The organism is Camelimonas abortus, assembly GCF_042432745.1.
In the GTDB taxonomy this organism is placed as follows: Bacteria; Pseudomonadota; Alphaproteobacteria; order Rhizobiales; family Beijerinckiaceae; genus Camelimonas; species Camelimonas abortus.
On record NZ_JBHLWR010000006.1, the window covers coordinates 915,383 to 941,461 of the forward strand.

The 26,079-nt window shown below is 71.6% G+C and carries 23 protein-coding genes; 22 read left to right on the forward strand and 1 reads right to left on the reverse strand.

Features of this window, described 5'->3' with window-relative positions; genetic code table 11:
- Positions 1–64 precede the first annotated feature (64 nt).
- The 10 genes from argS to ACFFJB_RS06475 all read left to right on the forward strand — a co-directional run bounded on the left by argS (position 65) and on the right by ACFFJB_RS06475 (position 11,433).
- Positions 65–1,825, forward strand: coding sequence for an arginine--tRNA ligase (gene argS, locus ACFFJB_RS06430; protein WP_376830430.1), 1,761 nt, complete (start codon positions 65–67; stop codon positions 1,823–1,825).
- A gap of 72 nt (positions 1,826–1,897) precedes the next feature.
- Positions 1,898–3,304, forward strand: coding sequence for an SPOR domain-containing protein (locus tag ACFFJB_RS06435; protein WP_376830431.1), 1,407 nt, complete (start codon positions 1,898–1,900; stop codon positions 3,302–3,304).
- A gap of 206 nt (positions 3,305–3,510) precedes the next feature.
- On the forward strand, positions 3,511–4,524 hold the full coding sequence (nagZ, locus tag ACFFJB_RS06440; RefSeq protein ID WP_376830432.1) for a beta-N-acetylhexosaminidase: 1,014 nt from the start codon (positions 3,511–3,513) through the stop codon (positions 4,522–4,524).
- 214 nt (positions 4,525–4,738) lie between these two features.
- Complete coding sequence (locus ACFFJB_RS06445) at positions 4,739–4,978, forward strand: twin-arginine translocase TatA/TatE family subunit (protein WP_376830433.1); 240 nt, start codon at positions 4,739–4,741, stop codon at positions 4,976–4,978.
- A gap of 174 nt (positions 4,979–5,152) precedes the next feature.
- Positions 5,153–5,851, forward strand: coding sequence for a Sec-independent protein translocase protein TatB (gene tatB, locus ACFFJB_RS06450; protein ID WP_376830434.1), 699 nt, complete (start codon positions 5,153–5,155; stop codon positions 5,849–5,851).
- Positions 5,848–6,669 (forward strand): twin-arginine translocase subunit TatC, encoded by an 822-nt coding sequence (gene tatC / locus ACFFJB_RS06455; protein ID WP_376830435.1) that lies wholly within the window; start codon positions 5,848–5,850, stop codon positions 6,667–6,669. Before tatB ends, tatC begins: the two co-directional genes overlap by 4 nt.
- Positions 6,670–6,847: 178 nt before the next feature.
- Positions 6,848–8,245 carry a serine--tRNA ligase gene (serS, locus tag ACFFJB_RS06460; RefSeq protein ID WP_376830436.1) on the forward strand — a complete coding sequence of 466 codons (1,398 nt, stop codon included), beginning with the start codon at positions 6,848–6,850 and terminating at the stop codon, positions 8,243–8,245.
- Positions 8,246–8,357: 112 nt separating this feature from the next.
- Positions 8,358–9,119 carry a 5'/3'-nucleotidase SurE gene (surE, locus tag ACFFJB_RS06465; RefSeq protein WP_376830437.1) on the forward strand — a complete coding sequence of 254 codons (762 nt, stop codon included), beginning with the start codon at positions 8,358–8,360 and terminating at the stop codon, positions 9,117–9,119.
- Positions 9,120–9,234: 115 nt separating this feature from the next.
- Positions 9,235–9,909 (forward strand): protein-L-isoaspartate O-methyltransferase family protein, encoded by a 675-nt coding sequence (locus ACFFJB_RS06470; RefSeq protein ID WP_376830438.1) that lies wholly within the window; start codon positions 9,235–9,237, stop codon positions 9,907–9,909.
- A 216-nt stretch (positions 9,910–10,125) separates the two neighbouring features.
- Positions 10,126–11,433 carry a peptidoglycan DD-metalloendopeptidase family protein gene (locus ACFFJB_RS06475; RefSeq protein WP_376830439.1) on the forward strand — a complete coding sequence of 436 codons (1,308 nt, stop codon included), beginning with the start codon at positions 10,126–10,128 and terminating at the stop codon, positions 11,431–11,433.
- 235 nt (positions 11,434–11,668) lie between these two features.
- Here ACFFJB_RS06475 and ACFFJB_RS06480 read toward each other — a convergent pair whose 3' ends face one another.
- Complete coding sequence (locus tag ACFFJB_RS06480; protein ID WP_376830440.1) at positions 11,669–12,643, reverse strand: ATP-binding protein; 975 nt, start codon at positions 12,641–12,643, stop codon at positions 11,669–11,671.
- A 411-nt stretch (positions 12,644–13,054) separates the two neighbouring features.
- On the opposite strand from ACFFJB_RS06480, the gene ACFFJB_RS06485 reads away from it, so the two are divergent.
- From ACFFJB_RS06485 to lpxA, 12 genes are all read left to right on the forward strand, one after another.
- On the forward strand, positions 13,055–14,065 hold the full coding sequence (locus ACFFJB_RS06485) for a 30S ribosomal protein S2 (protein WP_376830441.1): 1,011 nt from the start codon (positions 13,055–13,057) through the stop codon (positions 14,063–14,065).
- A 138-nt stretch (positions 14,066–14,203) separates the two neighbouring features.
- Positions 14,204–15,127 carry a translation elongation factor Ts gene (gene tsf / locus ACFFJB_RS06490; protein ID WP_376830442.1) on the forward strand — a complete coding sequence of 308 codons (924 nt, stop codon included), beginning with the start codon at positions 14,204–14,206 and terminating at the stop codon, positions 15,125–15,127.
- A 237-nt stretch (positions 15,128–15,364) separates the two neighbouring features.
- Entirely contained in the window at positions 15,365–16,075 is a 711-nt protein-coding gene (gene pyrH, locus ACFFJB_RS06495; protein WP_376830443.1) for a UMP kinase, read from the forward strand.
- A 178-nt stretch (positions 16,076–16,253) separates the two neighbouring features.
- The gene (gene frr / locus ACFFJB_RS06500) at positions 16,254–16,817 is read left to right on the forward strand and encodes a ribosome recycling factor (protein ID WP_376830444.1); all 564 of its coding nucleotides are present in this window, start codon (positions 16,254–16,256) and stop codon (positions 16,815–16,817) included.
- Positions 16,818–16,904: 87 nt separating this feature from the next.
- The gene (locus ACFFJB_RS06505) at positions 16,905–17,687 is read left to right on the forward strand and encodes an isoprenyl transferase (RefSeq protein WP_376830445.1); all 783 of its coding nucleotides are present in this window, start codon (positions 16,905–16,907) and stop codon (positions 17,685–17,687) included.
- A complete protein-coding gene (locus ACFFJB_RS06510) occupies positions 17,684–18,541 on the forward strand; it encodes a phosphatidate cytidylyltransferase (RefSeq protein ID WP_376830446.1) in 858 nt (285 codons plus the stop codon). Before ACFFJB_RS06505 ends, ACFFJB_RS06510 begins: the two co-directional genes overlap by 4 nt.
- Before the next feature lie 56 nt (positions 18,542–18,597).
- Positions 18,598–19,824: a 1-deoxy-D-xylulose-5-phosphate reductoisomerase gene (gene dxr / locus ACFFJB_RS06515; protein WP_376830447.1), complete on the forward strand. Its 1,227-nt coding sequence runs from the start codon at positions 18,598–18,600 to the stop codon at positions 19,822–19,824.
- Positions 19,825–19,915: 91 nt separating this feature from the next.
- Entirely contained in the window at positions 19,916–21,073 is a 1,158-nt protein-coding gene (gene rseP / locus ACFFJB_RS06520) for an RIP metalloprotease RseP (RefSeq protein ID WP_376830448.1), read from the forward strand.
- Between the two features lie 184 nt (positions 21,074–21,257).
- Positions 21,258–23,615 (forward strand): outer membrane protein assembly factor BamA, encoded by a 2,358-nt coding sequence (gene bamA / locus ACFFJB_RS06525; protein ID WP_376830449.1) that lies wholly within the window; start codon positions 21,258–21,260, stop codon positions 23,613–23,615.
- Between the two features lie 94 nt (positions 23,616–23,709).
- Complete coding sequence (gene lpxD / locus ACFFJB_RS06530) at positions 23,710–24,750, forward strand: UDP-3-O-(3-hydroxymyristoyl)glucosamine N-acyltransferase (RefSeq protein ID WP_376830450.1); 1,041 nt, start codon at positions 23,710–23,712, stop codon at positions 24,748–24,750.
- Between the two features lie 61 nt (positions 24,751–24,811).
- Complete coding sequence (gene fabZ / locus ACFFJB_RS06535; RefSeq protein ID WP_376830451.1) at positions 24,812–25,276, forward strand: 3-hydroxyacyl-ACP dehydratase FabZ; 465 nt, start codon at positions 24,812–24,814, stop codon at positions 25,274–25,276.
- Between the two features lie 2 nt (positions 25,277–25,278).
- Positions 25,279–26,079, forward strand: coding sequence for an acyl-ACP--UDP-N-acetylglucosamine O-acyltransferase (gene lpxA / locus ACFFJB_RS06540; protein WP_376830452.1), 801 nt, complete (start codon positions 25,279–25,281; stop codon positions 26,077–26,079).

Below are 26,079 nucleotides of genomic sequence, written 5' to 3' on the forward strand. Positions count from 1 at the left end.
CAACGCAGTTCCGCCAGGCCAGTCGCGGCAGCGGCCGTCGGGCGTCGTGAGAAACAAGCGCATCATGAACATTTTTGACCTTTACGAGCAGCGCCTGAAAGCGGTTCTCGGGCGGCTTTCGGCCAGCGGCGGGCTGCCGGCTGGCCTTGATCTCTCGCGCGTCGTGGTGGAGCCCCCGCGCGACATGAGCCACGGCGACCTCGCCACCAACGCCGCCATGGTGCTGGCGAAGGAGGCCAAGACCAGCCCGCGGGCGCTGGCCGAGCGCATCAGCCCCGCCCTGGCGGAGGAGGACGGCGTGGCGGCCATAGAGGTCGCCGGGCCGGGTTTCATCAATATCCGCCTGAAACCAGAGGTTTACGCCGACGTCCTGAAAAGCGTCGTGAGCGCGCCCGAGGCGTACGGGCGCGGTGCGCCGGGCAAGGGCAAGGTCAATGTGGAGTACGTCTCGGCCAATCCCACCGGGCCGATGCATGTGGGCCATGGCCGCGGCGCGGTGTTCGGCGACGCCCTCGCCAACCTGCTCGCCGCCGCCGGTCATGAGGTGACCCGCGAGTACTACATCAATGACGCCGGCGCCCAGGTGGACGTGCTCGGCCGCTCGGCCTACCTGCGCTACCGCGAGGCGCTGGGCGAGGACATCGGCGAGATCCCGCCCGGCCTCTATCCGGGCGACTATCTGAAGCCGGTGGGCGAGGCGCTGGCCCGGGCCCATGGCGGGAAGCTGCTCGCCATGCCGGAGAGTGAATGGCTGCCCATCGTCCGTGACGCCGCCATCGACGCCATGATGGCGATGATCCGCGACGATCTCGCCGCCATCGGCATCCATCACGACGTGTTCTTCTCGGAGCGTTCGCTGGGCCGCGGCCCGGAGGGCGACCAGATCGCCGCCACCATCGCCGAACTGCGCGGCCGCGACCTGGTCTATGAGGGCCGCCTGCCGCCGCCCAAGGGCCAGCCGGTGGAGGACTGGGAGGACCGCGAGCAGACCCTGTTCCGCGCCACCGCCTTCGGCGACGACATCGACCGGCCGCTGCTGAAGTCCGACGGCTCCTACACCTATTTCGCCGCCGACATCGCCTATCACCGCTCCAAGTTCCTGCGCGGCTTCCCGGTGATGATCGACGTCTGGGGCGCAGACCACGGCGGTTACGTGAAGCGCATGCACGCCGCGGTGAAGGCCGTCACCGGCGGGGCCGCGACCCTGGACGTGAAGCTGTGCCAGATGGTGCGCCTGCTGCGCGACGGCGAGCAGGTGAAAATGTCCAAGCGTTCCGGTGACTTCGTGACGCTTCGTGACGTGATTGATGAGGTTGGCCCGGATCCGGTCCGCTTCATGATGCTGTTCCGCAAGAACGACGCCCAGCTGGACTTCGATCTTGCGAAAGTGGTTGAACAGTCCAAGGATAACCCGGTATTTTACGTGCAGTACGCGCATGCGCGCTGCGCCTCGGTGTTTCGCCAGGCGGCGGAGGCGTTCCCCGGCCGCGACTTCAGCGGCGCGGCGCTCGCCGGCGCTGATCTCCGCCTGCTCGCCTCCGGCGCCGAGGCGGAGCTGATGCGCTGGCTGGCCCAGTATCCGCGGGTGATCACGGCCGCGGCGGCCGCGCATGAGCCGCATCGCGTGGCCTTTTACCTCTACGATCTGGCCAGCGCGTTCCACAGTTTCTGGAACCGCGGACGTGACGATTATGGCTTACGCTTTGTTAACCCGGAGTATCCAGAGTTGACCATGGCGCGGCTGGCGCTCGTCGGGGCTGTCCGCGCGGTGCTTGCTTCGGGTCTGGGTCTTCTCGGAGTCGGAGCGCCGGACGAAATGCGCTGAGCGGCGGACGTCCCGTCGCAGCAGGCGGCGCGTTTCGTGAAGCCACAACTCTCAAGGATACGGAACGCGCCGATGACTCACCAATCCAGCTACCGCGACGACGCCGCGGCGCGCGACGCGCAGGTGCTCGGGGCCCTCGAGGCTGAACTGGGGCTCGCCGGTCCTGCGCCGGAGCCCCGCCAGCAGCCGGCCGAGGACGCCCGTCTCGCCGAGCTGGCGCGTATCGTCGGACAGAACGACCGTTTCCGTGAACTGCTGCGCTCGCCGGCGCTGGCGGCGCCTCCGCCGGAGCCTGTCCCTCAGTGGGACGGCGGCGTCGCCGGCGCGGCGGGCTCCGGACCCGCTCCGCAGGCCGGCCCGGCGCAGGCGGCCGGCCACGGCTTCGCCGCCCGGCCGGAAGCGCCGCTGGCGGCCACGGGTCACGCCGCCCGGGGCGGCGGTCATGATGGCGGTCACGACGGCGGCCATGTCGCTGGTCATGTCTCCGCTCATGGCGCGGCGTGGGGCGCTGGTCATGGCGCTGCGTGGGAGGCTCCGGCCGGCGCCGGTCCGGAGCTGGATCCCGATCCGCTGGTGGCGCTGGAGGGGGCGCGGCTGCGCCGTCGCCGTCCGTCGCGCCGGCCGCTTTACGCCGCCGCGGCGGTGGTCGCCCTGTGCGTCGCCGGCTCCGCCGGCTGGTACGCCATGAGCGGCCCTGGCGGCGTCGCTGAGGGGGACGCGCCCACCATTCACGCCGACGCCCAGCCGGTGAAGGTGCGCCCGCCGGCGGAAAACGCCGCCGAGCCCCTGTCCACCAAGGAAATTTACGAGCAGCTGGCGGGCCCGCCGGCCAACACCCGCGTCGTGGCCAACAACGAGCAGCCGGTGGACGTGGAGCAGACGCTGCGCCAGCAGCGCGCCGCCGCCATCGCCGCCGGCCGCCTGCCGTCGGAGGCGGGCGAGGTGGCGACGTTCGGAGGCGGCGTGGCGCCGCTGCCGGTGGCCGGCGGCAATCGCGATCCGCGCGAGGGGCTCGGCGAGCCGCGCCGCGTGCGCACCGTCTCCATCGGTCCGGACGGCAAGGTGCGCGAGAGCCAGCCGTCCGGCGCCGCCGCGGCGCCGGCCACGCCGGCGGCGAAGTCGCAGTCCGCGCCCGTGCGCGCGGCGCAGGCCCAGCCGCAGGGCCACGCCCCGCAGGCTGCGGCAAAAATCGCCGAGCGCGCGCCGCAGGGCGGCTTTGATTCCACCACCACCGGCTCGGTGGGCCGCGCCGACGCCGTTGCGGCCAGGCCGGCGCCGAAGGCGCAGGCCGGCAGGGGCGGCTTCGCCGTCCAGCTCGGCGCGCCCGGCTCGGAGGAGGAGGCGCGCAAACTCGCCGCCAGCCTCAAGCGCCGGTTCACGGTGCTGTCCGGCTACGCCACCGCCGTGGTGCGGGCCGAGTCCAACGGCCGCACCGTCTATCGCCTGCGCGTGCCGGGCCTGAGCCGGAGGACGCGGTGAACCTCTGCCAGCAGCTGAAGTCGCTCGGCGGCTCCTGCTTCGTGGCCCAGGGCTGAGGCCGGGCGGCGCCCCGGTTTCCTGCGCCGGGCGGACGCCGCCGTCCGCCGCGGCGCCGCGTCCGTCCGTCCAGCTTCTTCCTGTCACGCTGTCTCCGTCATCCTGCATCGCATGGCGCGTCCGCTCCGGGCGCGCCGGGGAGCGCCATCATGCCAGCGCGCGCGCTGATCGCCGGCCTGTCCGGACCTGAACTCACGGACGGCGAACGCCGCTTTTTCCGTGAAGCCGACCCGTGGGGCTTCATCCTGTTCCGCCGCAACGTCCGCGACCGGGAGCAGCTGCGACGGCTCACCGGCTCCCTGCGCGAGACGGTGGGGCGCCAGGCGCCGGTGCTGGTGGACCAGGAGGGCGGGCGGGTGCAGCGGCTTGCGCCGCCGCTGTGGCCGGCCTATCCGCCCGGGCGCGCCTATGGCCAGGTTCCGTCCCGGTCCGGCCAGCGCGAGGCGGCGTGGCTCGGGGCGCGGCTCATCGCCCACGACCTGCGCGAGGCCGGAATTGACGTGAATTGCCTGCCGGTGCTCGACGTGCCGGCTCCCGGCGCCCATGACGTGATCGGCGACCGCGCCTACGGCGAGACGCCGGAGACCGTCTCGCGCCTTGGGCGGGCCGCGGCGGAGGGGCTGCTGGCCGGCGGCGTGGCGCCGGTGATCAAGCACATTCCCGGCCACGGCCGGGCGGGGGTGGACAGCCACCTTGCGCTGCCGGTGGTCGGGGCCTCGCTGGCCGAGCTGGAGGCGTGTGACTTCGCGCCGTTCCGGGCGCTGGCGGACATGCCGATGGCCATGACCGCGCATGTGGTCTACACGGCCGTCGATCCGGAGCAGCCGGCGACCACCTCGGCCAGGGTGATCGGGGAGATTGTCCGCGGAAGCATCGGTTTCGACGGCCTGCTGATGAGCGACGACCTCTCCATGCAGGCGCTGCAGGGGGATCTGGGATCGCGGGCGCGGCGGGCCTTCGCCGCCGGCTGCGACGTTGCGCTGCACTGCAACGGCGACATGGCCGAGATGCAGGCCATCGCCGCCGAGGCGCCGCTGCTGGCCGGCCGGGCGCTGGCGCGGGCCGAATCCGCCCTCGGCCGCGTCCTGAGGCAGCCGGAGCCGCTGGACGTGGCGGCGGCGCGGGCGCGCCTCGCGGAGCTTCTGGCCGCGCCCGCGGCGTGACCGCCGGCGCGATCTGCCTGATTATCAGGCGCCTCCTGTGCGGAGACGCCGTGCATTTTCTTGTTTTGGCCTCCAGGCCGGCTTAGTTTGACGCCATGTTCCGGACGTCCGGCGGGCGCGGCGCTTTGCGCGCCGCCGCCGCGCGGGGTAGCACTCCGGTCCGGAGAGTTTCGCCAGGAGCCGGCGCGGCCGCCCTGGCAACGGGAGAATGTTGATGGGTGGCGCAAGCATCTGGCACTGGGTCGTCGTCGGCGTGATCGTGCTTCTGCTGTTCGGGCGCGGCAAGATTTCCGACCTGATGGGCGACGTGGCCAAGGGCATCAAGTCGTTCAAGAAGGGCATGCAGGACGACGAGCCGGAGACCCCCGCGGCCCCGGCGCCGCGTCCGCTGGAGAACCAGCAGCAGGCTGACGCGCGCGCCGGCGTGCGTGAGGAGACTGGCCACAAGTCCTGAGGCGGCCGGACGCCGCCGGCGTGCTGACACGGCGGGGGCCGCGGGCGCGGCGCCCGCCAGGAGCCGGCGCGGCCATGCGGTCGTGTCGCTGGCCGTCGCCGGCGGCGCGCCCGCCGTGACCGCCCCGCGAGGGGCGCGCGCCGCGGCGCCGCCGGGCGAGCCAGAGAGCGCGACATGTTTGATATCGGATGGAGCGAGCTGCTGCTGATCGGCGCCGTCGCCCTCGTGGTCATCGGCCCGAAAGACCTGCCGCGGGCGTTGCGCACGCTGGGCCAGACCACGGCGAAGCTGCGCCGCATGGCCGGCGAGTTCCAGCGCCAGTTCAATGAGGCGCTGCAGGAGGCCGAAATGGCCGACCTGCGCAAGGGCGTCTCCGACGTGGTCGACACGGCGCGCGACCTGAAGAACAGCGTCAACCCGGCGGACCGCCTGCGCAGCGAGCTGCGCGAGGCCATCGACGGCGCCGGCAAGGGCGCCGCGGCCGCTGGAACGGCCGGCGTCGCGACGGAAGGGGCCGCGGACGGCGCGTCCGCCGCCGCGGCCGCGGAGCGGGACGGAGAGGGCGCCGCCGCCCCGGCGGAGGTGAGCGAGGCCGACTATCTGGCCAGCGCCACCATGCCTGAGCCGGAGCCGCCGGAGCTCCCGGCGGAGCTGCGCGCCGCTGCGCCGGAGCCCGCGACGCAGGCGCGGGAGCAGTCCGCGCCGCTGCCTGCGGCCGTCACGGAAAGCGTTCCCGCCGCGGAGAGCGCCCCCGCGGCCGGGGTCGCGGAGTCCTCGCCCGCCGCGCCGGCCCCGCCGCAGGCGGCGGACGCAGCCGCAGCGCCGGACGACGGCGCCGCCCCCGCAAAGACAGCCGGTGACGCGACGACATGAGCGACGACGACATTGAAGCCTCCCGCGCCCCGCTGATCGACCATCTGATCGAGCTGCGCGCGCGCCTGATCCGTTCGCTCATCGCGTTCGTGGTCATGTTCTTCATCTGCTTCGCCTTCGCGAAGCAGATCTACAACATCCTGGTGTGGCCCTATGTGTTCGCCGCCGGGCCCGGCGCCGACGTGCGCCTGATCTACACCGCGCCGCTGGAATATCTGTTCACCCAGATCCGCATCGCCGTGTTCGGGGCCGCCTTCCTGTCCTTTCCCGTGGTGGCGACGCAGGTCTACAAGTTCGTGGCCCCGGGCCTGTACCGGCACGAGCGCGACGCCTTCAGGCCCTATCTCATCGCCACGCCGGCGTTCTTCGTGCTGGGCGCGGCGGTGGTCTATTTCATCGCCATGCCGATCGTGATGAATTTTTCGCTCGGCCAGCAGCAGGCGGGCGGCGAGGGCGCGGCGGCCATCCAGCTGCTGCCCAAGGTCAGCGAATACCTGTCGCTGATCATGACGCTGATCTTCGCCTTCGGCATCTGCTTCCAGCTGCCGGTGATCCTGACGCTGCTCGGCCGCGCCGGGCTCATCACCTCGGACTTCCTCAAGGACAAGCGCCGTTACGCCATCGTCGCGGTGTTCGTCGTGGCGGCGGTGCTGACGCCGCCGGACGTCATCAGCCAGCTGGCGCTCGCCGTGCCGACGCTGCTGCTCTATGAGGCCTCGATCTTCGCCGTGCGTCTGGCGGAGAAGAAGCGCGCCGCGGCCGAGGCGGCGCGCGAGGCGGCGGAGGCCGCGCAGGTCACGCCCGCCACCCACGAGTGAGCGCGGGCGCACGGGCCGTCAGTCCGGGACGGGGCCGCCATGGGCGGCCCCGTCGCCGTCTCCGGGGTTGACCAGGCGCGGCTGCGGTCGCAAACACGGCGCTGGCGCGGCGCCCGGCGGCCGCGCCATTCCGCAACGTCCGCGCCGCGCGCGCGAACAGAACCAGCGTGTTGGAGCCATGCACGACATCCGCCTGATCCGTGACGACCCGCAAGCCTTTGACGTCGCCCTGGCGCGCCGCGGACTTGCGCCCATGTCGTCCCGCCTGCTGGAGCTGGACGACGCCCGCCGCGCCGCCATCCAGGCGGCCCAGACTGCGCAGGAGCGGCGCAACGCCCTCTCGAAAGAGATCGGCGAGGCGATGAAGGCGAAGGACACCGCCCGCGCCGGCGCCCTCAGGGCGGAGGTGGCGGCGCTGAAGGAAGCCGCCCCGGAGCTGGAGGCGCGCGAGCGCGAGGCGCTGGCGGCGCTGGAGCGGGAGCTGGCGGCCATTCCCAACCTGCCGCTGGCCGACGTGCCGGACGGCGCCGACGAGAACGACAATGTGGTGCGCTCGGTTTACGGCGCGCCGCCGGAGCAGCGCCCCGACCGCCTGCAGGGGGTGGACGCGCCGAAGCAGCACTTCGAGCTTGGCGAGGCCCTCGGCCTCATGGATTTCGAGAGCGCGGCGAAGCTCTCCGGCGCCCGCTTCGTGGTGCTGAAGGGCCAGCTGGCCCGCCTGGAGCGGGCGCTCGGCCAGTTCATGCTCGACCTGCACGTGAGCGAACACGGCTATGAGGAGGTGAACCCGCCGCTGCTGGTGCGCGACGACGCCATGTACGGCACCGCCCAGCTGCCCAAGTTCCGCGAGGACCAGTTCCGCGTCATCGCCGGCGGCCTCACCCGCGAGCAGTTCGAGGCCAACGTCCGCCGCCACGCCGGGGCCGGCGCGGCCGATCCGGCGGGCCAGGCCTTCGCCGAGTGGCAGGAGGGCGGCCGCTGGCTCATCCCCACCGCCGAGGTGCCGCTGACCAACCTTGTGCGCGAGAGCATCATCGCCGAGGAGGAGCTGCCGAAGCGCTATACGGCGCTCACCCACTGCTTCCGCGCCGAGGCCGGCGCCGCCGGGCGCGACACCCGCGGCATGGTGCGCCAGCACCAGTTCTCGAAGGTGGAGCTGGTGTCCGTCACCACGCCCGAGCAGTCGCTGGAGGAGCACGAGCGCATGCTCGCCTGCGCCGAGGCGGTGCTGCGCCGGCTCGACCTGCACTACCGCGTGGTGACCCTGTGCGCCGGCGACATGGGCTTCGCCGCCGCCCGCACCTATGACATCGAGGTGTGGCTGCCGGGCCAGAAGGCCTATCGCGAAATTTCCTCGGTCTCGGTGTGCAACGACTTCCAGGCGCGGCGCATGAACGCCCGCTGCCGCGCGAAGGAGAGCAGGCAGAACCGCTTCGTCCACACCCTCAACGGCTCGGGCGTGGCCGTGGGCCGCGCCCTGATCGCGGTGATGGAGACCTACCAGAACGCCGACGGCTCGGTCACCGTGCCGGAGGCGCTGGTTCCCTACATGGGCGGGCTGAAGCGCATCGGCTGAGCCGGGCCGGGCGGGGCTGGCGCGCGCCGCGCCGGCCGGCCGCGCCGGGAGAAAACGGAGCGGCCGCGCCGGAAGCCCCGGCGCGGCGGGCAATGCGGCGGGAGAGTATTTCGTGCGGATTCTGATCACCAATGATGACGGCGTGAACGCCGAGGGCCTTGTGGTGCTGGAGCGGATCGCCCGGGCCATCTCCGATGACGTCTGGGTGGTCGCGCCCGAATCCGACCAGAGCGGCGTCGGCCATTCGCTGTCGCTGAGCGATCCGCTGCGCCTGCGCCAGGTGTCGGAAAAGCGCTTCGCCGTGCGCGGCACGCCCACTGACTGCGTGCTGATGGGCGTGCGCCTGATCATGCGCGACCGGCGCCCGGACCTGGTGCTCTCCGGCGTCAACAAGGGCCACAACGTGGCCGAGGACGTGATCTATTCCGGCACCATCGCCGCCGCCATGGAAGGGTGCATGCTCGGCATTCCCTCCATCGCGCTGTCGCAGTCGTTCCCGCCCGGCCAGCGCGAGGCGGCGCCGTGGGACTGCGCCGCAGCCCATGGCGAACGGGTGATCCGCAAGGTGCTGGAGCTGGGCATGGACGCCGACACCCTCGTCAACGTCAATTTCCCGCCGTGCGGCGCGGAGGAGGTGACGGGCGTGGCGGTGACCGCCCAGGGCCGGCGCGATCCCGGCCTGCTGGACATTCTCGAGCGCGCCGACGGACGGCTGATCCCGTATTACTGGCTCACCTTCCGCCCCAGTCGCGCGACGCCAGGCAACGGCACCGACCTCAAGGCGCTGCAGGAGCGCAGGATCTCGGTGACGCCGCTGCGCATCAACATGACCGACGAACCGCTGATGACCCGCTACGCGCGGGCGTTCTCCTGACGGGCCTCCGGCGCGGGGACAGGATTTGTTAACGGCCTCCATGCGCTAATTTCCGCCGCCGCCGGCCCGGCGCACCGGGGACCGCCGCGGCGCCATGGGGGACGGAGGAGGCGACGTGGCAGCTCTGGCCGGGGTGGAGGAACGGGGGCTCGCCGCCCGCGAGGAGACGGCGGCGTTTCTGCTCGCCCTGCGGTCGCGGGGCGTGCGCGACACCGCCATCCTGCGCGCCATGGAGCTGGCCCCGCGGGAGATGTTCGCCCCGCGCGGCTTCGCCGATCTGGCCCGCGCCGACGTCTCCCTGCCGTTGCCCTGCGGCCAGACCATGACCTCGCCGGTGCAGCTGGCGGTGATGCTCGGCGAGCTGGCGGTGACGCGCGCCCACCGCGTGCTGGAGGTGGGCTCTGGCTCGGGCTATCTCACCGCCGTTCTGGCGCATCTGGCCGGGGAGGTGGTGAGCCTTGAGCGCCTGCGCACCCTCGGCATCGCCGCCGCCAGCCGCATCGCCCGGCTGGGGCTGGACAACGCCCGCGTCGAGATCGCCGACGGCCTCGCCGGCGACGCCGGCCGCTGGGGCCGGTTCGACCGCATCATCCTGAACGGCGCCCTGGAGCATGCGCCCCCGGCCCTGGTGGCGGCGCTGAACGACGGCGGCCGCATGGTCGGGGCCATACTCACCCCGCCCGGCCCGCGGCTGGTGTGCGTGGAGCGCCGCGGCGACGCCTTTCCCGAACGGCTCGGCGGCCCGCTGCGCCTGCCGCCCCTGCAGCCCGGCCTCGCGCAGGCCCTGTAAGACGCGCCATCCTGCCCCACATGTCGTTACAGCCGCGGCGACGGTCATGCAGATCGCGGCGAACGCGGCGTCTGTCATGCAGATTCTCCGTCGCCGGCGTCTGCTGTTGAAGGTTGCGTTAAACTGCCGCCGGAAAGGCCTGCGCGGCTTTCCGGAAACCGTTGCTTAACCTGAATCCTGTTTAACTACGGGCGTTGCGTAGCCGGTGGATGTGAGATGCCTCAAACCAACCCGACGAACCGTTCCGGCATGCTGGCCCGGATTGCCGGCGTCAGCCTGCTGTCCCTGCTGGCGGCCGCCTGCGCCGCGGATTCCCAGCGCTTCGCCGGTTTCTCCGGAAACGACGGCATGACCACCGGCAGCCTGCCGCCGGCGGACGTGCCCGGCGCCGCGCCTGCGCCCGCCTATGGCGGCGGTTCGTATGGCGCCGGCGGCTTCGGCGCCAACCCGGCCGGCGCGCCGCGCCCCGCCGCCGCGACCGCAGGGCCTGCGCAACAGGGCTTCACCGGGGTCCGTCCCGAGCAGGTCTCCGGCAGCGCCGCGGGCTGGACCGCCGCCGGCGGCGCCCGCGTCTCCGTGGGGCCGGGCGACACCGTGCAGGCCATCGCAGACCGCTACGGCGTGCCGCCGGCCGCCATCCGCGCCGCCAACAACCTTGCCGGCCAGTCGCTCACGCCCGGCTCCGCCATCATCATTCCGGTTTACAATCCCGCCGCCGCCGCGCAGACGGCCGCGGCCGCGGCCGCGCCGGCCGTCCCGCCGCCGCCGGCCCGCCCCGCCGCGAAGCAGGATCCCGCCGCCCGCTCCGTGGCCGAGCGCGCCGCCCAGGCCATCGCCGCCTCGCGCGCCGCGGAGCAGCAGCCCCGGCAGCAGGCCGCGGCGCGCGGCGCGCCGCCGCGCACCCTGCAGGAGCAGGCCGCCGCCCGCCAGCAGGCCGCGCGCCAGGCGCAGCAGGCGCGCGAAACCGCCGCCCAGCAGCAGGCCCGGCAGGCGCAGCAGGCCGCCAGCGCCCGGACCACCGTGGGCCAGGCGCAGCAGCCCGCGGCGACGCCGAAGCAGCAGACCGCGAAGCTGACGGAGGAGGTCGCCCCGGCGCCCCGCGAGGAGGCGCGGCGTGAGACGCAGGAGGCGCCGGCGAAACAGGCCGCCTCCGGCCCCACCTTCCGCTGGCCGGCGCGCGGCCGCATCATCCAGGGCTTCAACGCCGGCGCCGGCAATGAGGGCATCAACATCGCCCTTCCGGAAGGCACGCCGGTGAAGGCCGCCGAGAGCGGCGTGGTGGCCTACGCCGGCAACGAGCTGAAGGGCTATGGCAATCTGGTGCTCATCCGCCACGACAACGGCTGGGTCTCGGCCTACGCCAACAACGGCGAGCTCAAGGTGAAGCGCGGCGACCGCGTCAGCCGGGGCCAGGTTGTGGCCACCTCCGGCCAGACCGGCAACGTCGCCACCCCGCAGCTGCATTTCGAATTGCGCAAGGGCTCGACGCCCGTTGATCCGCTGCCCCATCTCTCCGGCGGCTGAGACCCCCGGCGATGGATGAAAACGCCCCGGTTCCCCCCGGGGCGTTTTCCGTTTTGAGGCGCGCCGCGCCTTTTGGGGGCGGGGGGCGCAGCGCCTGCGGGGAGCGCCCGGGCGGCCCGGCGCGCGAGGGCTGTCGCCGCGCCCGCCGCCGCGCGCGGCGCGGACGCAGGGCAGGATGGGCGCAGACGGGGCGGGGGGCGCGGGCCGGGTCCGGCGCCCGGGCCGGTCCGCCCGTTCAGTCGCGGGCGTCGAGGGGCCGGCCGAGGCGTCCGGCGAGGTCCTGGATGTACTGCCAGGCGGTGCGGCCGGAGCGGTAGCCGCGGGTCGTGGCCCATTCGAGGGCGTCGCGGCGCAGCTCCTGCGGATCGATCTCCAGGCCGAAATGGGCGACGTAGCCCTGCACCATCTCCAGATATTCGTCCTGGCTGCACTTGTGGAAGCCGATCCACAGGCCGAAGCGGTCGGAGAGCGACACCTTCTCCTCCACCGCCTCGCCGGGATTGATGGCGGTGGAGCGCTCGTTCTCCATCATGTCGCGCGGCAGCAGGTGGCGGCGGTTGGAGGTGGCGTAAAACAGCACGTTCGGCGGCCGGCCCTCGACGCCGCCGTCCAGCGCCGCCTTCAGCGACTTGTAGGAGGTGTCCTCGGCGTCGAATGACAGGTCGTCGCAGAACACGATGAAGCGCTGCGGCGCCGCGCGCAGCTGGTTCAGCAGCGCCGGCAGGCTGGCGATGTCCTCGCGGTGGATCTCCACCAGCTTGAGCTGGCGCGCGCCCGTGCGCGGCGCGCCGTCGCCGCCGTCGCGGTTGATGGCGGCGTGCACCGCCTTGACCAGCGACGACTTGCCCATGCCGCGCGCGCCCCACAGCAGGACGTTGTTGGCGGGCAGGCCGTCGGCGAAGCGCAGCGTGTTGGCGTGGAGCATGTCGCGGGCGCGGTCGACGCCGCGCAGAAGCGCCAGGTCCACCCGGTTGACCCGCGGCGCCGGCTGCAGGCGGCCGCTGGCGGCGTTCCACACGAAGGCCTCGGCGGCGTCATAGTCCGGCGGCGGCGGAGGCGGCGGGAAGGCGCGCTCCAGGGCGGCGGCGATTCGGGCGAGCGTCAGGGCGATGTCGCCGGCGCCGACGTCGCGGGTGTGGACGTCTCCGGTTTCCGGGAGAGAAGAGGCGGCCGGCCGGGACGGCTGGCTCCGTGAATCGCTGTGTGACATGGGCGGACCAGTGGGCGAGAAATGGCGGAGCGCGCCGCCGCCGGCGCGCGTCGTCTGGCGTCGGCAGGACTCCCGGGCGCGGCCGCGGGAGACAAGGCGCGGCGACGGCCGCCGTCGGCGCCGCAGGGGCCGGCGGGGGCGCGGCGCGGCTATTTGTGGCGCGCCGCGCCCGGTCTGTCCATGGCCGAGGGGCGGAAGGCGCCCCGCCCGCGCCGGCGAAAGCCCGAAAAACCGTCCGGGCCGGCGTTTTCCTGCGCGCGGGGCGTGCGCGCGCACTTGCCAGCGGCGGCGCCGGCGCCTATAAGGCCGCCCATCCCACACGCGAGATCATGGCCCATGCGCAAATGGGCGTCCGGTGACCGGATCACGGTCTTACGGCTCGCGGAGGTGTTTAACCGGAGAAAACAGATTATGGCGCTTCCTGAATTCACCCTGCGGCAGCTGCTCGAGGCCGGCGCGCACTTCGGCCACCAGGCCCACCGCTGGAACCCGAAGATGAGCGAGTACATCTTCGGCGTGCGCAACAACATCCACATCATCGACCTGTCGCAGACGGTGCCGATGCTGCACCGCGCCCTGCAGGCGGTGTCCGACACCGTCGCCGCCGGCGGCCGCGTGCTGTTCGTCGGCACCAAGCGCCAGGCCGCGGAGCCGATCGCCGAGGCCGCCCGCCGCTCGGCCCAGTACTACGTCAACTCCCGCTGGCTCGGCGGCATGCTGACCAACTGGAAGACCATCGCCGGCTCGATCCAGCGCCTGCGCAAGCTCGACGAGATGCTGTCCAGCGGCGTCGCCAACGCGCTCACCAAGAAAGAGCGCCTGATGCTGCAGCGCGAGCAGGAGAAGCTCGAGCGCGCGCTCGGCGGCATCAAGGACATGGGCGGCACGCCCGACCTGCTGTTCGTCATCGACACCAACAAGGAGCAGCTGGCCATCAAGGAGGCCCGCCGCCTGGGCATCCCGGTCGTGGCCATCGTCGACACCAACTGCGATCCGGACGGCATCACCTATCCGGTTCCGGGCAACGACGACGCCGGCCGCGCCATCCAGCTGTACTGCGACCTGGTCGCCCGCGCCGCGCTTGACGGCATCTCCCGCGCCGCGGCCGACATGGGCTTCGATCCGGGCGAGGAGGCGGCTCCGGTCGCCGAGGACGCGCCGGCCGACGAGCCGGCCGCCTTCCAGGACGAGGTGTTCGAGATTCTCGCCGCTCCGCGCGGCGCGCCCGACGACCTCACCAAGCTGAACGGCGTCGGTCCCGAGCTGGAGGCCAAGCTGAACGAGGGCGGCATCTTCCACTACTGGCAGCTGGCGGCCCTCAAGGACGAGGACATCGCCCGGCTGGACGCCCAGCTGAAGCTGAACGGCCGCATCCAGCGCGACAACTGGGTCGCCCAGGCCCGCGCCCTCGTCGCGGCCTGATTACCGCTCCCGCGCGTTATCCCGGCGGAGCCCGCCGGGAGACGGCCCTGAACACGCATCGGCCCGGCGCGCTGGCTGCGCCGGGCCCTTCCTGTCTGTAACGGGACGTCTGTCCCGGCCCAAACCCAGGGGACGACCATGTCGAACATTACCGCCGCAATGGTGAAGGAGCTTCGCGAGAAGACCGGCGCGGGCATGATGGACTGCAAGACGGCGCTGGCCGAGACCGGCGGCGACATCGAGGCCGCCGTCGACTGGCTGCGCAAGAAGGGTCTCTCCAAGGCCGCCAAGAAAGCCGGCCGCGTCGCCGCCGAGGGTCTCGTCTCGGTGCAGTCGTCGGGCAGGACCGCGGCCATCGTCGAGGTCAACTCCGAGACCGACTTCGTCGCCCGCAACGACAGCTTCCAGGCCTTCGCCCGCGAGGTCGCCAAGATCGCCCTCAACGGCGACGGCACCCTGGCCGGCCTTGAGGCCGCCCACTTCCCCGGCGCCTCCCTCACCGTGAAGGAGAAGCTGCAGGAGCTGATCGCCACCATCGGCGAGAACATGACCCTGCGCCGCGTCGAGCGCCTGCACGTGGACAGCGGCTACATCGCGACCTACGTGCACAACGCCGCCGGCGAGGGCCTCGGCAAGATTGGCGTGCTCGTCGCCCTTGAGTCGACCGGCGACGTGAGCCAGCTGGAGACGCTCGGACGCCAGATCGCCATGCACGTGGCCGCCACCAGCCCGGCCGGCCTCGACGCCGCCTCGATCCCGGCCGACGTCATCGAGCGCGAGAAGGCCATCCTGCGCGACAGGAACGCCGGCAAGCCCGAGCACGTGCTGGAGAAGATCGTCGAGAGCGGCCTGAAGAGCTACTTCAAGGAGAACACCCTCCTCGAGCAGCCCTTCATCCATGATCCGTCCCGGTCGGTCTCCCAGGTGCTGAAGGAGGCCGAGGGCCGCGTCGGCGCGCCGGTGAAGCTCGTCGCCTTCGTGCGCTTCGGCCTTGGCGACGGCATCGAAAAGGAGGAAGCTCCGGACTTCGCCGCCGAGGTCGCCGCCGCCGCGCGCGGCTGACGGCCCGGCCGCAAGGCCAGAGCATGGCCCGGTGCGCAGGCGCGGCCTGCGCGCTCCGGGGCAAGAACCGGGACCCCGGCCCTGCGGCCGGGGTCTGCGTATGCGGCGCGGGGCGCCGCGGAGGTCCTTTCGCGGGAAGGGGCGGCGACGGCCGCGCGGAGGGGCGTTGCGTCAGTTCCGGGCGCGGCCTGCGGCGTCGCCGGCGCGGGCCGCGCAAGCAGCCACAGGGGATCTCGCATGCAGGTGAAACGCGCGTTGCTCAAGCTTTCCGGCGAGGCGCTGGCGGGGCCGGCGGGATCAGGGCTGGACGGGGAGACGCTGACGAGGATCGCCAGCGACGTCGCCGAGGCCAGCCGGCAGGGCTTCCAGATCGCCATCGTCGTCGGCGGCGGCAATTTCTTCCGCGGCGTGCAGGGGCTGACGCGGGGCCTCTCGCGCAACACCGGCGATTCGATCGGCATGCTCGGCACGGTGATGAACGCGCTCGCCCTCGAGCACGCCATTGAGTCGGCCGGCGTGCAGGCCCGCGCCATGTCGGCCATCGCCATGCCGGCGCTGTGCGAGAGCTACGCCCGCCGGCGCGCCATCGATCACCTGCGCAACGGCAAGGTGGTGGTGCTGGGCGGCGGCACCGGCAACCCCTGGTTCACCACCGACACCGGCGCGGCGCTGCGCGCCGCCGAGCTGGAATGCGACGTGCTGCTCAAGGGCACCAATGTGGACGGCGTCTATGATTCCGATCCGCGGAAGAATCCCGGCGCGCGCCGCTTCGACAGGCTCACCCATGACGAGGCCATCAGCCGCGACCTCAAGGTCATGGACACGGCCGCCTTCGCCCTGGCGCGCGACAGCGGGCTGTCCATCGTGGTGTTCTCGCTGCACGCGCCGGGAGCCATCTGCCGGGCGCTGCGCGGCGAGGGGCCGCAGACCCTGGTCACCCCGGCGTAAGCCGGGCGGGGCGCGGCGTTCCGGCGCCGCGTCGCCCGCTGGTGTATGCTCGCCGGCGGATTCCCGTCCCCATTTTCACAAGTGGGGTGACATCTGACCGGCGGAACGTGCTACAGCGACCGCAAATCGGGCGCGCCCGGGCGGTCGCGCCAGGCTGATTGATTGCAGGGCCAGACATATGACAAGCGCAAATTTTGATCTCGAAGACCTCAGGCGCCGCATGGCCGGCGCGATCAGCGTGCTGCGCCATGACCTGGGCAGCCTGCGCACAGGCCGCGCCTCCGCCAGCCTGCTGGATCCGGTGACGGTGGACGCCTACGGCTCGCCCACGCCGGTGAACCAGCTGGCCACCATCTCCGTGCCCGAGCCGCGCCTGCTCAGCGTGCAGGTGTGGGACCGCAACCTGGTGGGCGCGGTGGAGAAGGCCATCCGCGAGTCCGAGCTCGGCCTCAATCCCAACACCGAAGGCCAGGTGATCCGCCTGCGCATTCCGGAAATGAACGAGCAGCGCCGCAAGGAGATGGTCAAGGTGGCGCACAAGTACGGCGAGGAGGCCAAGGTGGCCATCCGCCACGTGCGTCGCGACGGCATGGAGCTGCTGAAAAAGCTCGAGAAGAACGGCGAGATCAGCGAAGACGACGGCAAGCGGCTGGGGGAGCAGGTGCAGAAGGCCACCGACGCCGCCGTGGCCGAGGTGGACCAGCTGGTCGCCGCCAAGGAAAAGGAAATCATGCAGGTGTGACGGGGCGGCGCGGCATGCTTCACGCCTGCCTGCGCCGTAGTCGCTCCACTGCAGCCGCACAGGCGGGCGCGAAGAGGCCGGAGGCGCATGGGCGTTGCGACTGACACACTGACGACGCCAGTTCACGCCGGCGCGCGTCCGCCGCGGCATGTCGCCATCATCATGGACGGCAACGGCCGCTGGGCCACCCGTCGCGGCCTGCCGCGGGCCGAGGGCCACCGCCGCGGCGTGGAGGCGCTGCGCCGCACGGTGCGCGCCGCCATCGACCTGGGGCTGGAGTATCTGACCGTCTACTCCTTCTCCACCGAGAACTGGCGCCGCCCGCCTGGCGAGGTCAGCCAGCTGATGGGGCTGCTGCGCCTGTTTTTCCGCAGGGACCTCGCCGAGCTGGAGGGCGCCAACGTGCGCGTGCGGTTCATCGGCGAGCGCCGCGACCTCGCCGGTGACCTGCGGCAGATTCTTGAGGAGGCCGAGCGGCGCACCGCCGCCAACGCCGGCCTCAACCTGATGGTGGCCTTCAACTATGGCGGCCGTCAGGAGATCGTGTCCGGCATCCGCCGGCTGGCCCGCCGCGTGGCGGCGGGCGAGCTGGCGCCGGACGAGATCACCGAGGAGATGGTGAGCGGCGTGCTGGACACCGCCGGCGCGCCGGATCCCGACCTGGTGATCCGCACTTCCGGCGAGGTGCGCACGTCCAATTTCCTGCCCTGGCAGACCGCCTACGCCGAATATGTGTTCCTGCCGGTGCTGTGGCCGGATTTCGACGAGCGCTGGCTCCGCCAGGCCCTCGACGAGTTCCTGCGGCGCGAGCGGCGGTATGGCGGTCTCGGCTGCGAAGGGGCCGGCGACGGTGGAGGCGAAGGGGCTTGAGCGGCGGTTTTCTCTCTGGCGGCCCGTTGAAGGGGCGCTCCGAGCTGTGGCTGCGCACCGTGTCTGCGGCGGCGCTCGGCGCGCTGGCGCTGTTCGCCGCGTGGGCCGGCGGCCTGCCCATGGCGCTGCTGTGGGCGCTGGGCGGCGCCGTCGCCGCCTGGGAGTGCCTGCGCCTGATCCAGGCCGCGGCCGGCGCGGGAAGCGCGGACCAGGGGGCGGCGGCCCCGCTGGCCTGCGGCGCCGTCACCTTCGTCGCGGCGCTGCTGGCAGCCGCCGGTTACGCCGGCGTGGCCATCTGGGCCGGCCTTGCGGCGGCGACCGTCGCCGGCCTCGCCTTCGGCCGCTCGGCCGGCGCGGCGCTGGGCGCCGCGGCGGCGTTCGCGGCCGGCGCGCTGCTCGCCGTGACGCCGCCGGCGGTGCGCGCCGACCCGGCGCTCGGCCTGCCGGCGCTGTTGTGGATGTTCGCCGTGGTGTGGGCCACCGACATCGGCGCCTATTTCGCCGGCAAGACCTTCGGCGGCCCGAAACTGTGGCCGGCGGTGAGCCCCGGCAAGACCTGGTCCGGCTTTTTCGGCGGCGCCCTGTGCGGCTGTCTCGCCGGGGTGCTGGTGCTGGCGGTGTGGGCCGGCTGGTCCGGCGCCGGATGGATCGCGCTGGCGTCGCTCGTGGCCTCGGTGGCCGGGCAGGGCGGAGACCTGGCGGAATCGGCGCTGAAGCGCCGCGCCGGCGTCAAGGATTCGGCGCGGATCATTCCGGGCCACGGCGGCGTGCTCGACCGGCTTGACGCCTTCTGGGCGGTGTGCCTGCTGGCGGCGCTGGCCAGGGCGGCGCTGCATCTGCAGCGCGCCGGCTGACGGGCGCGCCGGCGCGGGCCGTGGCGACAGGCATGTGCGACAGGGACAGCAAGGCAATGACGATCGGAACGGGCTCCCATCCTGCCGCAGCGGCTCCGGAGGGCCGGCGCCGGGTGACGGTGCTGGGGGCCACCGGATCGGTGGGGCGGTCGACCGCGGCGGTGCTCGCCGAGCACGCCGGCGCGTTCAGCGTCACCGCGCTGGTCGCCGGCCGGGACGTTGAGGGCGCCGCCGCCATGGCGCGGCGGCTGGGCGCGCGCTTCGTGGCGCTTTCCGACGCCGCGGCCGGTCCGGCCCTGCGCGCGGCGCTGGAGGGCAGCGGCATCGCCAGCGGCGCCGGCGCCGCGGCGGTGGCCGAGGCCATCGCCATGCCCTGCGACGTGGTGGTGGGGGCGATCTCCGGCGCCGCCGGCCTGCGGCCCACCCACCAGGCGCTGCAGGCGGGGCGGGTGATGGCGCTGGCCAACAAGGAGTGCCTGGTCTGCGCCGGCGAGGCCTTCATGCGTGACGCCGCGGCCCGCGGCGTGCCGGTGCTGCCGGTTGATTCCGAACACAACGCCCTCTACCAGGCGCTGGGCGGCGAGCCGGTGGCGCGGGTGGAGCGCATGACGCTGACCGCCTCGGGCGGGCCGTTCCGCGAGACCCCTGCGGCGCAGATGGCGGCCATCACCCCGCGCCAGGCGCTGGCCCATCCCACCTGGGCCATGGGGCCGAAGATCACCATCGACTCGGCGACGCTGATGAACAAGGGCCTCGAGCTCATTGAGGCCATGCACCTTTTCGGCGTCGCCCCGCAGCGGCTGGAGGTGCTGGTGCATCCCCAGTCCGTGGTGCACGGGCTGGTGTCCTTCGCCGACGGCTCGGTGACGGCGGGCATGGCCTCGCCGGACATGCGCATTCCCATCGGCCACTGTCTCGGCCTGCCGGAGCGGCTGGCGCTGTCAACGCCGCGTCTCGACCTCGCCCGCATCGGCCAGCTGACGTTCGCCGAGCCGGACCTCGAGCGTTTCCCCTGTCTCGCCCTGGCGCGCGAGGCCATGGAGGCGGGCGGGCGCGCCGCGGCGGTGCTCAACGCCGCCAATGAGGTGGCGGTGGCGGCCTTTCTGGCGGAGCGCATCGGCTTCTGCGACATTCCGCGGCTGATCGGCGCGGTGTGCGAGCGGCTGGCCGGCGGCGCGGCGCCGGCCAGCGTCGACGAGGCGCTGGCCATCGACGCCGAGGCGCGGGCCTGCGCGGCGGAGATGCTGGCGCGCGCGCCGCGGCGCAGCGCCGCGCCCGCCTGATTGAAGCCCGGATTGCATCCGATACAATAAATTCAAATTCCGGAGACATCGGGCGCCGGCGGATTCGCCGGCGCCACGGGAGCATGCGACGATGGATATGGGCGTGGTGACCGGAGCGTTGGCGGCGGTGCTGGGATCGGTCATCCCGTTCGTCATCGTCCTGACGGTCGTGGTGTTCGTGCACGAGTTCGGGCACTACATCGTCGGCCGCTGGTGCGGCGTGGGGGTGAAGGTCTTCTCCATCGGCTTCGGCCGCGAGCTGTTCGGCTGGACGGACCGGCGCGGCGTGCGCTGGAAGATCTCGGCCATTCCGCTGGGCGGTTACGTGAAGTTCGCCGGCGACGGCGGCGTCTCCAGCGCGCCGGATCCGGCGGCGCTGGCGCGCATGAGCCCGCAGGAGCGGGCGGAGAGCTTCCAGCTCGCCTCGCTGCCGCGCCGCGCCGCCATCGTCGCCGCCGGCCCGGCGGCCAATTTCCTGCTCGCCATCCTGCTGTTCAGCCTGCTGTTCTTTCTCTGGGGGCGGGTGGAGCTGCTGCCGCGCGTCGACGCGGTGCAGCCGGGCAGCCCGGCGGCCGCCGCCGGATTCATGCCCGGCGACGTGGTGAAGACCATCGACGGCTCCCCCGTGGAGAGCTTCGCCGACATGCAGCGGGTCATCTCGGCGCGGGCCGGCGAGCCGCTGTCCTTCACGGTGGACCGGGGCGGCGCGACAGTGACGCTGCAGGCCACGCCGGCCACGCGCGAGATCGTCACGCCGCTCGGCCGGCAGCGGGTCGGCATGCTGGGCGTCCAGGGCTCGCGCGACCCCGCCGACGTGCGGGCGCGCCGTTACGGCGTGATCGACTCCCTCAGGCTGGGGACAATGGAGACCTGGTATGTGGTCGACCGCACCTTCAGCTTCCTGCGCAAGCTGTTCGTGGGGCGCGAGTCCGTCGACCAGCTCTCCGGGCCGATCCGCATCGCCCAGGCGTCAGGGCTGGTGGCGGAGCAGGGGCCGCCGGCGGTGATCGGCTATGTGGCTTTCCTGTCAGTGTCCATCGGGCTGCTTAACCTGTTCCCCATTCCGGTACTGGACGGCGGTCACCTGCTGTTTTACGCCATAGAAGCAGTGCGCGGCCGGCCGCTGAGCGAACGGCTGCAGGAATATGGTTTCCGGATCGGGCTCGCCCTGGTGCTCATGCTCATGATACTTGCGACGCGCAACGATCTTGTGCACCTTGGCGGACTGCTCGGCTTGGGGGGCTCGTGACTTCGTAACCACGATCCCCAAAAAATGTTTCGTTAACCGTCTCGCGGATTGCGCGCCAGCGTAAACACGTTAGAAGCAATTCGAGAGGCAGCGTGGAACGCAGTGGATACTGCCCCTCGTGCGGGGGCACAGGAATCAGGGCGGCCAGTTTATGAATGTGACTGCAACGATCCGCAGGATGGGTATGACCGGCGTCAGCCGTCTTGCCCTGGCCACAGGTCTGGCGCTGGCGACGGGCGTCGCCAGCGTTCAGGCCCAGACCTCCGCGGAGGGTTATGCGCAGCATCGCAGCGCCACCCGTTCGAGCGAGAATCTGACTGTCAACCGGGTGGTCTTCGAGGGCAACAAGAAGATCCAGAAAGACGTTCTGCTGAACGAACTTTCCACCAAGGCCCGTGATCCCTACAGCCCCGCCAGGGTCAAGGCCGACGAGGAGCTGCTGCGCGAGATCTACCGCCGCGGCGGCCGCGGCTTCGCCCAGGTTTCCAGCCGCATCGTTCCGCTCGACAACGGCCGCGTCGACGTCGTCTTCACCATCAAGGAAGGCGACAAGACCGGCATCAAGGAAATCCGCTTCGTCGGCAACCACGCCTATTCCGCCAACCGGCTGCGCAACCTGATGCAGTCGACGGAAATGAACCTGCTGTCCTGGCTGAAGAACTCGGACATCTATGATCCGGACAAGATCGCGCAGGACGAGGACGCCATCCGCCGCTTCTACCTGAAGAACGGCTACGCCGACTTCCGCATCACGCAGAGCGACGCGGTGTTCGACGAGGCGAAGGGCGGCTGGATCATCACCATCGGCGTCGAGGAAGGGCCGCAGTACAAGATTTCCGACGTCAACGTCGAGTCGCGCATTCCCGGCGTCTCCGCCGACGAGGTGCGCCGCCGCATGAAGACCTCGGCCGGCCAGACCTACAACGCCGACGCCGTCGAGAAGAGTCTCGAGGCCATGACCACCGACGTCATGAGCCAGGGGCATCCCTTCGCCCAGGTGCGCCCGGCCGGCGTGCGCGATCCGCAGAACAACACCATCGGCCTCACCTATATCGTCGAGGAAGGTCCGCGGGTTTACGTGGAGCGCATCAACATCCGCGGCAACGCCCGCACGCGCGACTACGTCATCCGCCGCGAGCTGGATCTGGAGGAGGGCGACGCCTACAACAAGGTGCTGGTGGACCGCGCCGAGCGCCGCCTGAACAATCTCGGCTACTTCAAGAAGGTGCGCATCACCAACGAGCCGGGCAGCCAGCCGGACCGCGTCATCCTCAACATCGAGGTTGAGGACCAGGCCACCGGCCAGTTCTCGATTTCGGGCGGTTACTCCACCCAGGACGGCATCATCGGCGAGGCGGCGGTCGCGGAGTCCAACTTCATGGGCCGCGGCCAGTACGTGAAGCTGTCGGGCCAGCTCGGCCAGCGCGCCAACGGCGTGCAGTTCTCCTTCACCGAGCCGTATTTCCTCGGCCAGCGTCTGGCCGCCGGCTTCGACATCTACACGCGCTATTACGACAACACCGAGTACGGCAACTACGAGACCCGCACCACGGGCGGCACGCTGCGCATCGGCCTTCCGATCACGGAAGAGTTCTCGATGCAGCTGCGCTACGCGCTGTACCAGACCGACCTGAAGGTGCCGAACACCTACAAGAAGCCGTACAACGACTGTAGCGCGCCGCTGCCGGGCTACACCACGGTGTTCATGCCGGACAATCCGGGCAACCTGTTCACCTATGCGGGACAGCCCGGCGCGCTCGCGCTCTACCCGAACTGCGCCTTCGACGGCGAAGCGTCGATCGCGGTCAAGGAGGCGCGCGGCAAGACGCTGACCTCGCTGGTCGGCGCCACCTTCACCTACAGCACGCTGGACAACATCAAGGATCCGCGCAGCGGCATCTTCGCCGAGATCCGGCCGGAGGTCGCCGGCCTCGGCGGCGACTCGAAGTTCATCCGCGCCACCGGCGAGGCCCGTTACTATCACGAGCTGTTCGACGAATTCGTCGGCATCATCAAGCTGCAGGGCGGCCACATCCAGGCCATCGGCGGCAAGGACCTGCGCCTGACCGACCACTTCTTCCTCGGTCCGACGCTGGTGCGCGGCTTCGCGCCCTCCGGCATTGGTCCGCGCGACCTGAACGGCGACCCGTCGACCAACGCCATCGGCGGCACCACCTACTTCGGCGCCAGCGTCGAGGTGCAGTTCCCGATCCCGCTCATCCCGCGCGAGATCGGCCTGAAGGGCGCCGTGTTCGCCGACGCCGGCACGCTGTTCGGTTACAAGGGCCGCCGCGTGTTCGACCTGAACAACAACGGCGTCATCGAAGGCTGGACGCCCGCCGGCTGCACGCTCGGCGGCCTGCCGGTCCAGCCGGAGTGCGTCAACGTCTACGACTCGAAGGCGATCCGCTCCTCGGTCGGCGCCTCGATCCTCTGGCAGTCGCCGCTGGGTCCGATCCGCTTCGACTACGCCTACGCCACCTCCAAGGCGCGCGGCGATCGCACCCAGGCCTTCCGCTTCTCGGGCGGCGGCAGCTTCTGACCGGGTTTCGCGCCGTCACGGCGCTGCCTGCGACCATGGTCCCGGCGGGGCGTCTTCTGGACGTCCCGCCGTTTTCGCTGTATGGCCCTCCACGATGACTGACCCCATATTTTTCAGGCCTGCCGGCGGCCTCACGCTGGCGGAGGCGGCCGCGCTGGCCGGGGCCGCGCTGCCGGAGGGAGCCGACGGCTCCCGCGAGATCCGGGGCGCGGCGCCGCTGGAGAGCGCGGGGCCGCATGACATCGCATACATGGACAACGCCCGTTACGTGCAGGCGCTGGCCGGCACGCGGGCCGGGGCGGTGCTGGTCTCGGAGCGCTTCGCCGCGCGCGCGCCCGGGTCGGCGGCAGTGCTGGTCTGCCGCGATCCGCACCGCGCCTTCGCGCAGGTATTGGGGCGGCTGTTTCCGGACGCCATGCGGCCGGGCTCCTTCTTCGGCGCCACGGGCGTCGCGCCGGGGGCCATGGTGCATCCCGAGGCGCGGATCGAGGCGGGCGCGGTCGTTGATCCGGGCGCGGTGATCGGGGCGGGGGCGGAGATCGGCGCCGGCACGGTCATCGGCGCCAACACCGTGGTGGGGCCGGGGGTGCGCATCGGCCGCAACTGCTCCATCGCCGCCGGGGTCGTGCTGCAGCATGCCCTGCTTGGCGACCGGGTGATCATCCATCCGGGAGCGCGCATCGGCCAGGACGGCTTCGGCTTCGCCATGGGCGCGAAACACGCCAAGGTGGCGCAGGTGGGCCGGGTGATCATCCAGGACGACGTGGAGATCGGGGCCAACACCACCGTTGACCGCGGCGCCACGCGCGACACCATGATCGGCGAGGGCACCAAGATCGACAATCTGGTGCAGATCGCGCACAACGTCGTGATCGGCCGGCACTGCGTGATCGTCGCCCAGGTGGGGATTGCAGGCAGCGCCACGCTTGAGGACTACGTCGTGATCGGCGGCCAGGTGGGCGTCGTCGGCCACATCCGCATTGGCGCGGGGGCGCAGATCGCCGCCTCGTCGAATGTGAATTCCGACGTGCCGGCGGGCGCCGTCTGGGGCGGAACGCCGGCGCGCCCGGTGAAGGACTGGTTCCGGGAGATCGCCACGCTCCGGCGTCTGGCGTCCCGCGAGCACAAGGCATGATTCAGACGGTCAGCCGCGGGCGGCGGTCCGCCGCGGCGACCGGCAGCCAGGGAGCATGTTGATGGAAGGGGCGCCGAAGAAGCTGGAGTCGGCCGATATCCTGCAGATCATGAGCTATCTGCCCCACCGTTATCCGTTTTTGCTTGTCGACCGCATCGTCGATATTGACGGCGACAATTCCTGCGTGGGCATCAAGAACGTGACGATCAACGAGCCGCATTTCCAGGGGCACTTCCCCACGCGGCCGCTGTATCCGGGCGTGCTGCTCATCGAGGGCATGGCCCAGACCGCCGGCGCCATCTGCGTGGCCGCGAAACTGGCCGGCGCCCAGGCGCCGAAGCAGGTGTTCTTCATGACGATCGACAAGTGCAAGTTCCGCAAGCCGGTGCAGCCGGGCGACGTCATCGAGTTCCACATGCGCAAGCTCAATCACCGCCGCAACATGTGGTGGTATCGCGGCGAGGCGCGGGTCAACGGCGCCCTCGCCGCCGAGGCGGAGGTCTCCGCCATGCTGGTTCTGGAGTAAACATGAGCGCCAGGATTCATCCGCTCGCCGTGGTCGATCCGGCGGCGCAGCTCGGCGAGGGCGTGGTCGTCGGGCCGTTCTGCACGGTCGGCCCGGACGTCGTCCTCGGCGACGGCGTCGAGCTGGTCAGCCATGTGGCCGTGGCCGGGCGCACCACCATCGGCGCCCGCACCCGCATCTATCCCTTCGCCTCCATCGGGCACGCGCCCCAGGACCTGAAATACGCCGGCGAGCCCTCGACCCTGCGCATCGGCTCCGACTGCATCCTGCGCGAGGGCGTCACCATCAATCCCGGCACCGCCGGCGGCGGCATGGAGACGGTGATCGGCGACAACTGCGCCATGCTGGCCAACTCCCACGTCGGCCACGACTGCCGCGTCGGCAACCACGTCATCCTCTCCAACAACGTCATGCTGGCCGGCCACGTCACCGTGGGCGACCATGTGATTTTCGGCGGCGGCTCGGCGGTGATCCAGTTCACCCGCGTCGGCGCCCACGCCTTCGTCGGCGGCATGTCGGGGCTGGAGAACGACCTGATTCCCTACGGGCTGGTGATCGGCAACCGCGCCCATCTGGCCGGGCTCAACCTGGTGGGGCTGAAGCGCCGCGGCTTCGATCGCGAGGACATTCACGCCCTGCGCCGCGCCTACCGCATGCTGTTCGCGGCCGAAGGCACGCTGATGGAGCGCGTGGCCGACACCCAGAGCGAGCTTGGTTCGCACCCGCTGGTCAATGAAGTGCTGAACTTCATCCGGGAAGGGGGCGACCGCGCCATCTGCACGCCGAAAAACCCCGAAAGCTGA

Coding starts and splice junctions, on each gene's coding strand:
- argS (WP_376830430.1), top strand. CDS start 65: ATGAACATTTTTGACCTTTACGAGCAGCGCCTGAAAGCGGTTCTCGGG.
- ACFFJB_RS06435 (WP_376830431.1), top strand. CDS start 1,898: ATGACTCACCAATCCAGCTACCGCGACGACGCCGCGGCGCGCGACGCG.
- nagZ (WP_376830432.1), top strand. CDS start 3,511: ATGCCAGCGCGCGCGCTGATCGCCGGCCTGTCCGGACCTGAACTCACG.
- ACFFJB_RS06445 (WP_376830433.1), top strand. CDS start 4,739: ATGGGTGGCGCAAGCATCTGGCACTGGGTCGTCGTCGGCGTGATCGTG.
- tatB (WP_376830434.1), top strand. CDS start 5,153: ATGTTTGATATCGGATGGAGCGAGCTGCTGCTGATCGGCGCCGTCGCC.
- tatC (WP_376830435.1), top strand. CDS start 5,848: ATGAGCGACGACGACATTGAAGCCTCCCGCGCCCCGCTGATCGACCAT.
- serS (WP_376830436.1), top strand. CDS start 6,848: ATGCACGACATCCGCCTGATCCGTGACGACCCGCAAGCCTTTGACGTC.
- ACFFJB_RS06475 (WP_376830439.1), top strand. CDS start 10,126: ATGCCTCAAACCAACCCGACGAACCGTTCCGGCATGCTGGCCCGGATT.
- ACFFJB_RS06480 (WP_376830440.1), bottom strand. CDS start 12,643: ATGTCACACAGCGATTCACGGAGCCAGCCGTCCCGGCCGGCCGCCTCT.
- ACFFJB_RS06485 (WP_376830441.1), top strand. CDS start 13,055: ATGGCGCTTCCTGAATTCACCCTGCGGCAGCTGCTCGAGGCCGGCGCG.
- tsf (WP_376830442.1), top strand. CDS start 14,204: ATGTCGAACATTACCGCCGCAATGGTGAAGGAGCTTCGCGAGAAGACC.
- pyrH (WP_376830443.1), top strand. CDS start 15,365: ATGCAGGTGAAACGCGCGTTGCTCAAGCTTTCCGGCGAGGCGCTGGCG.
- frr (WP_376830444.1), top strand. CDS start 16,254: ATGACAAGCGCAAATTTTGATCTCGAAGACCTCAGGCGCCGCATGGCC.
- ACFFJB_RS06505 (WP_376830445.1), top strand. CDS start 16,905: ATGGGCGTTGCGACTGACACACTGACGACGCCAGTTCACGCCGGCGCG.
- dxr (WP_376830447.1), top strand. CDS start 18,598: ATGACGATCGGAACGGGCTCCCATCCTGCCGCAGCGGCTCCGGAGGGC.
- rseP (WP_376830448.1), top strand. CDS start 19,916: ATGGATATGGGCGTGGTGACCGGAGCGTTGGCGGCGGTGCTGGGATCG.
- bamA (WP_376830449.1), top strand. CDS start 21,258: ATGACCGGCGTCAGCCGTCTTGCCCTGGCCACAGGTCTGGCGCTGGCG.
- lpxD (WP_376830450.1), top strand. CDS start 23,710: ATGACTGACCCCATATTTTTCAGGCCTGCCGGCGGCCTCACGCTGGCG.
- fabZ (WP_376830451.1), top strand. CDS start 24,812: ATGGAAGGGGCGCCGAAGAAGCTGGAGTCGGCCGATATCCTGCAGATC.
- lpxA (WP_376830452.1), top strand. CDS start 25,279: ATGAGCGCCAGGATTCATCCGCTCGCCGTGGTCGATCCGGCGGCGCAG.